We start from the raw sequence: 7,148 nt of genomic DNA, 5'->3' as shown, positions 1-7,148 counted from the left end.
GCTGCCGATTTGGCCGAACCCAGTACCGGTACCAAGTCCAGACCCAGTGAACCGACGCTGACGACGGTTCGGTAGCCACTGTATACCTCTCGCGTACCCAGATTGCGTTTGCTTTCGACATGGCCACTGTCCTCTTCGTCAACCCGCCCTCAAACCCGATGTGGAATGCCTTACAAATTCATACTTACAATCCAGTTAACTCTATTTTGTAATTACATGAATTCCTTATCATGAGCATCAATTGCTTCTTGAATAGAATCAAACCAACCACATCGCTCTTGAATAGGTATCTCAATAAACAATTCTACAAACTGTTTTTCAAAAAAACGAAACTGCTTTTCATCCAGTGGCAATCTAAAGAAATCTGCGCTTTGAACTCCATATTTATTGGTATTCAAGTCACGAATACAGCAATATCTCACCGCAGCACCTTCTTCAACCATCCTCCAAATCATAACCTCTTGAAATAAATTCATTTCTTTTTCCTTCAATCAACTGGAGTCCATCGACCAGATTGAATCCGTGAGACTGTGTTAGCTCGTGTGTTTTTGAACTGAGTTACAACGCTTCCGTGCTCGTTTACAACAACAACTCTATCGCCATTTACGTAGACTGTATTTCCAGTGTCATTGTCAATAAATTTCCGCCCCTCCCGTACTACACGATTTGAATCGCCGACACTCCGATGTGAATCAGTCTTAGCTTCCTCGGCGCGTTGTTGACCGTGTTTAGTTCTACCAGGCTTGTCATCATCCGGTTCCGGCGCCCCACTCCCAGCAGCTACAACCTCACCAGATATCGCCGCTTCAGCCGTCTGCCCCTCATCCGCCTGCGCCACACTGCAGATGCTGCCATCCAGACACTTGGTTTCCTTGAAGGCATTGTTGTCCCAGGTGAACAACGCCAGCCCCAAATTCGCCTTGCTGAACAGGGAACCCAACTTGCCCAGCAAATCACCCAAGCCGAGACTGGGCGTGCGCGGTATTGGCATCGGCCGCGGCAATGCAACGTTATTCCCGGCATAGGCTGGGCGCAAGTTCCAGTTGGCAAAGGCATTACCACAACTGATCCCGATGCAGCCCAAGGTCCAGTTATCCGCCAAGCTGTCGGTCTTGCTGACGATCCGTTTCCCCATAACCTGTTCAACGTAATCCGGTAATGTTTCTGCCGGCACCGTGGCAAAGCCACTCGGGTCGGTATAGCTCAGCGGGTTGCCCAGCACATAGCTGTAACGGTTGTACTGCTGTTGATTGTCCGCATCCGGCACCGTTGGGTCGGGGCTCAGGAAACGGGCGGTGATCGGGTCGTACACCCGCCCGTTCATGTGGATCAGGCTGACTGCGTCCAGGTGTTCGTGGCCGGTATAGCCGGTGCGGTCCAGCTCGCCGGTCAGGGTGCGGTTGGGGTCGTCGCTGCCATCCAGATGGCGGCGTTGGCCCCATGGGTCGTAGGACAGTTGGTCCTTGACCGCGCCGCTGTCGTCGCTGAGGGCAATCACCGAGCCCAGGTGATCGCGATGGAAATAGGCAAGCTGCTGGGGGCCGGTGGCGGTAGCGGCCGGGTCGCTGCCGGCGAGGGTTTCCACCAGATAGCCGATGCCGTTGGGCAGGTAGGTTTTGAGCAGGGTCTGGTGGCCGTAGGTTTCCTTTTCCATGGCGCCGGCGTAGATCACCCGGTTCGGCTGGGTGGCAGCGGCACCGGTGAGGGTTTGCCGGATGCGCTGGTATTCCGGGCCATAGGCAAAGCTGACCTGGCGGCTGCCGTGACGGGTGTCACTGATGCGGCTGGGCAGGTTGAACGCGGTCCAGCTCAGGGTGCGGCCGGCCCCGCTCAGCAGGTTGCCGTTGTCGTCATAGCTGAAGGCCGGGTTGGCCACGCCGTTGACGGTACCGACAATGCTGCTGACCGCATGTGGCCGAATGGCGGTGGCGCCGCTGGCCGGATAGCGGTAGTGACCGAGATTGCTGCGGTAGCTCAGGTTGCCGATTTCATCGAAGCCATAGCTGATGGGCGGTTGGGCGGTGCCGCCGACGTTGACCTGACTGGTCTGCAGCCGGTTCAGTGGGTCATAGCTGAAGCTTTCCTGATACGGCAGCCCGGCAGTCCACATCAGGTGGCTGCGGCGGGTCAGATTGCCGAGCACGTCATAGCCATAGCTGTCGTTCTGCACGGTGGCGCCATTGCTGGTGGAGGTGCCGTTGTCCGCCCCGCTGCTGATGGCCATCACGCGACCGGTGTACTGGTTGAAGGTGCGGTTGCTGCGCAGGCCATTGCCCAGTTGCACCTGGCTGATGCGGTTGGCGGTGTCGGTGCCGGTGGCCCGCCACACCACTTTGCTGTCGGCGCCGTGGCGTTGGGCTGTCAGTTGTTCCAGGTAGCCCAAGGGGGTGTAGCCATAGACCACGGTGTGGCTGGGGCCGCTACTGCCGCCATGGCTGGTGCGCCCATAGCTGATGCTGCCCAGCCGCCCGGCGGGGTCATAGCTGCGGGTGGCGGTGTAGTCCCAGTCCAGCCTGGTGCGGGTGGTCAACGGTCGTGACAGGCTGTCGTAGCTTTCGATGCGCTGATAGTCCTTGCCGCCATCACCCCGCAGCGTGAACGCTTCCGCCAGCTTGCCGATGCCATGGGCGGCGGTGTCATACAACCAACGGCTGTCCTGATCGGGTTGCAGCCGACGGGTCAGCCGGCCCAGTTCGTCATGGGTGAAGTGGGTGACCTGCTGTTTGGCATCGGTTTGCCGGTACACCTGCCCCAAGGGATCGACCTCATATTGGCGTGCCCCCAGGTCCGGGTCGTGCAGGCTGCGTTTGCGACCCAGCCGGTCATACCCGATCTGGATAGGGTTGCCCTTGGCGTCGAGGGTGCGGATCAGGTTGCCGAAGGCGTCATAGGCAAACTGCAGTGCTTTGCCATCGGCGTCGATGACGGTGTCCAGTTTGCCGATGGCGTTGCGCCACTCGATGCGGGTTTGCGATTTGGGATTGGTATAGGTGGTTTGCAGCCCGGCATAATCGGTGCGATCGTGCTGTAGTACCCCCTGGTCATCCGGGGTGATGCGCTTGGTCTGGCGACCCAGGTCGTCAAACTCATAGCGGGCCCAGACTGGGCTGCTGCCCGCTGCGAACGGGCGCGATACCGCCACCAGGTTGCCACGGGGGTCGTAGCGCTGCTGCACCTGAATCGCCACGCCATTGCGGCCCCACGTGCGGGCTTGCACCAGGCGGTTCAGGGCGTCGAAGTGGCTTTCTTCCGGTGCGGCAATCTGCGTTTGGCCAGCCCAGTATTGCGTGGTCAGGATGCTGACCGCATCGCCGCATTCATCCAGGCAGCGCTGGTTGGTCCAGGTGGTGGCGGTACCGTCCGGACGGCTTTCCCGCAGCGTGTGCCCCCAGGCATTGTATTGCCAGCGGGTGGTGAGCTGGTTCGGCCCGGTCAGCGAGGTCAGGGCACCATGCAGTTTGCTGTAGTCACGGGTTTCGGTGTGTTGCAGGGCATTGGTGAAGGTGTGGGGGAAGCGGCCGGTAGAATCAAATTGCCGCGCTTCCTCCTTGCGGGTTTTAACACTGCCGGCGACCGGGTCTGTCCAGTGCAGGGTCTTGCGGGTGACATTGCCAAAGCCATCGCGGCCCAGCTCGCGCACCACCTTCAGGCTGACCTCGTTCGGCTCCAGGGTTTCGCGCAGCAATTGCCCAGCCCCGTCGTAATCGAAGGTGGTGGTGCGGGTGATGCTGGATTCGCCGAACTGCTTATTCAGGATGCTTTCCCGCAGCAAGCCGATTTGCCAGCTGGCCGGGTGGTTGTCGAAGCGATTGCGGGTGAGCGTGACATGGCTTGCACCCCGCGCCAGCTGCTGGGTCTTTTGCAGTGTCAGGTTGCCGAACGCATCGTAACCACTGCCGTCGGCGGGCACTTCAGTGATGAGGCTGCCGATCTCTGCCCCATTGTTCAGTTCGCGCAGGGTTTGCACGTGACGGGTCACGAACGGGAACCGGATCGACTGCCCAGACAGGGCGGCGGTTGCCGTCGGCCGCTCGGCCCAGTCATAGCTGTCGCGGCGCAATTCGGTGCCATTGCTGTGGCGCTCGCTGATCAGCGCGGCTTGGCCGATGAACGGGTAGTCCTGACGGTAGTGGGTGGTGGTGACCACCGACGACGAGACATCCGTCACCTGGGTGGTGGCAAAACCCAACGAACCCCGCCCGTTCAGGTCGGATTTCAGGCCGCTGTAGCGGTAACTGCGGGTGAACCAGCCCCCCATGCCATTGCTACTTTGCAGCTGTGACACCACCTGCTGACTGTTGCGCTCGTTCCGCACACCGGCAACCGGAGTAGTGTCTGGGGTATAGACCGCGTCATCGGTCAGCGGGCGATAGCTGACCTGGGTGGTGTGGCCCCGGCCATTGGTGACTTCACGCAACAGGTCCAGTTTAGGCCCCCCGGCCAACTGCACCCGCCAGCTGCCGCTGGGTTGGTCATAGAGGGCCAGATCGGTCTTGCCGTCGCCATTGAAATCACCGAACAGGTGGGCAGCGAAATCGGGCGCGCGCGGGCCGGCCCAGTCGCTACAGCTATAGCTGGCCGCGCCCGCGCTCAGCTGGCACAGCCGCCAACTGCCGCGTGCGGTATCCCAATGCAGGCCATCGGGTCGGCCATCGCCGTCGATGTCGGCGAACAGCTCGTTGAACACGTCCGGCACATCGCTGTTCTTGAACACATCCCGGCAGCGGATATCGGCCCCGGTGAAGCTGCAGTATTGCAAGGCACCGGTGTTCGGTACCGTGTCGATGGGCTTAAAGCCCACCAGCCAATCCGGGTAGGATTGCAGCGGGTCGCGGGTGTGATCGGCAAACCAGCTGCCGCCGGCGGTAGCGTAGCGCACATCCTCTCCACCACGCGCACCACGCGCATTGGCCAGGGTGTTGAAACCTTGCCCATCCGCCCGCAAGGCCGAGAAGTCAGCATACTGGCCAACGGCACCGATGATGGCGAAACGAATCAGATCAGCCCGCCCATCGCCATCGATATCCTGGCTAAGCGGCTGGAACTGGAACATGCTGGGCTCACCGGATGGCATCCGTGGTGCCTGCAGCAGATGCTTGGTGTTGGCGTAAGGCCGGCAGGCAAAGCCGGTGGCCACGCTGGCCAACCCCTTGGATTGGCACAACACCTGGGAAGTCGAGGAGACGATGTCCGTCCGCCCGTCGCCATCGAAGTCGCCGACCACGACATCACCATAGGACACCGGGCCGGTCCAGTGCTCACAACTGAAGCCGCTGCCCGTGGAGAAGCACAGTTGCCACGGGTCTTGCCGGGTGACCACGGTGGGCGGTTTGGCCAGGTCGGTGCGTCCATCACCGTTGAAATCGCCCAGCAACACCAAGCGGCTGGTGGTATTGGGACCAGACCAGGTCTGGCAATCAAAGCGGTCACCAGTGGCGAGGCAGACCTGCCACTGCCCGTTGTCGCGCGAGGTGGCCAGATCGACCTTGCCATCGCCATTGAAGTCGGCCGGAATGACGGTGCCGCTGACGTGGGCCTGTTTGTTGGCGCCATCGGGGATGGCCACGGCCGGCCCCCCCCACACGCCACTGCCGGCCCCATTGAAGCCCTGATCAGCCGCGCCCATGGCGGTCCACTTGAAGGTGGTGGCCGGTAGACATTCCCCCACTTGATGACAATCAGTCAGACTGGTGACCAGACTGCGGTTGGTCTGCGGATTCTGCGCATAGCCAATCCACACTTCCCGCACCATGGCCCCGCCCGAGCCATCGGCCGCCGTATCGATATGGGTCTGGATGGCCCGTAACCGACGCAGCACGCTGACCTTGGAGCCCGCCACGTACCCGAGTTGCGGGTCACTGCGGCTGGTATCGTAATGGAAGCGGATGGCGTTATACGGTGCCACCCCCTGGTTACTGTTGCCGGTATAGGTGATGAGGCGTGGATAGTGCTCTCCCTCCGCCGGGAGCTTGTCGTAAGCCACGGTGTAATAGTTGCTGCGCGCATCGCTGAGCTTGGCCAGGGTCCATTTCAGGATGGCGGTCTTGCCTTGTGCTTCCACCCGCGAATCGTCGGTGCTGCCCAGATCCAGGCGATTGCCGGATTGGGTCCACACCTCCCAGCGTACCGGGCCATTGGCCGGGTTGCTGCCAAAGGACAGAATCTTGCTGAAGCCATCCAGTTCAGTGCGGTATTCTGCGGTGGCGCCATGGGTGCCACTGACCAGCATCAATCGCTGCCCTTCCAGGCAGAATTGATCTGAAGCGGTCAGGGAAATAGCCTGCTCATTACCGATGCCATCCTGTGCACGGGTTTTAGGGCAACGGGTAATGGCAGGCAGTCCGCCCAGCGACCAGCCATAGCCGATCATGCCGTCACCGGCCTGGCTGCTGTAGTTCAGGCTGATGCTGGGCACCACACCCGCTGTGCCGGGTGGGACCGCGATCGGAATGCTGTAGCTGGCCGCCCCGGCAGCGGTCACCTCGACCTGTCCAGGCAGGGTTCCAGCCGGATGGCCATTGGGAACCGGCTGATCCGGCATAGGGTTACGCTCTTCCACAACCAGGGTGACCGTGCTGTGCCCCTGCACGCCCCAGCGGTCAACGGCCTGCGCGGTGATCGTGTAGGTGCCGGCGGTGGCCGGTGCGGTCCAGGCACGTTCGTATTGGCCGCCATTGACGGTGCCCGGCCCAATCAGCGTGCCATTGACGAAGAAGTAGACGTTGGCAACGCCATCGTTGCTGTCCGGATCACTGGCGGTCGCACGCAACAGGATGGATGCGCCGCTGCGCACCTGGCCGGGGTGGGTCAAGGTCACGCTGGGGGCAGTGTTGGCCACCGTGGTCATGGTGTCGGTGATGCTGCGCACCCCACCGGGGCCATAGGCCGTCCAGGTGCAGGTCGAGGGGTGGCCAACCCATGCCAGGCTGGCCGTTTCGACAGCACTGCCGTTGGGGGTCGCCAAGGTGATCGTATCGTTGTAACCGGTGCCCCCTGCCTTGCATTGGTACGTCACCCGCGTGGCGTGGCTGGATGACCAGCTGACGGTATAAGGGCGCAATCCCACCATCGGGTTGGGGTGGCGTTGAACGCTGAGGGTCGGGGCGGTCGGGATGGCAGCGTTGCCCGAGCCGCCGATCAGGTGGTTG

Annotated in this window: 2 protein-coding genes; both read right to left on the bottom strand. The window is 61.4% G+C overall.

Translation table 11 applies throughout. The annotated features are described in order from the left end of the window. Positions 1 to 212 precede the first annotated feature (212 nt). A complete protein-coding gene (locus FFS57_RS24045) occupies positions 213 to 476 on the bottom strand; it encodes a hypothetical protein (RefSeq protein ID WP_137940370.1) in 264 nt (87 codons plus the stop codon). Between the two features lie 11 nt (positions 477 to 487). Further along, positions 488 to 7,069, bottom strand: coding sequence for an RHS repeat-associated core domain-containing protein (locus tag FFS57_RS24040; RefSeq protein ID WP_212749177.1), 6,582 nt, complete (start codon positions 7,067 to 7,069; stop codon positions 488 to 490). Between the last annotated feature and the right edge of the window lie 79 nt (positions 7,070 to 7,148).

Source organism: Chitinivorax sp. B (assembly GCF_005503445.1).
GTDB lineage: Bacteria > Pseudomonadota > Gammaproteobacteria > Burkholderiales > SCOH01 > Chitinivorax.
This window is presented reverse-complemented; position numbering and strand designations above follow the sequence as displayed.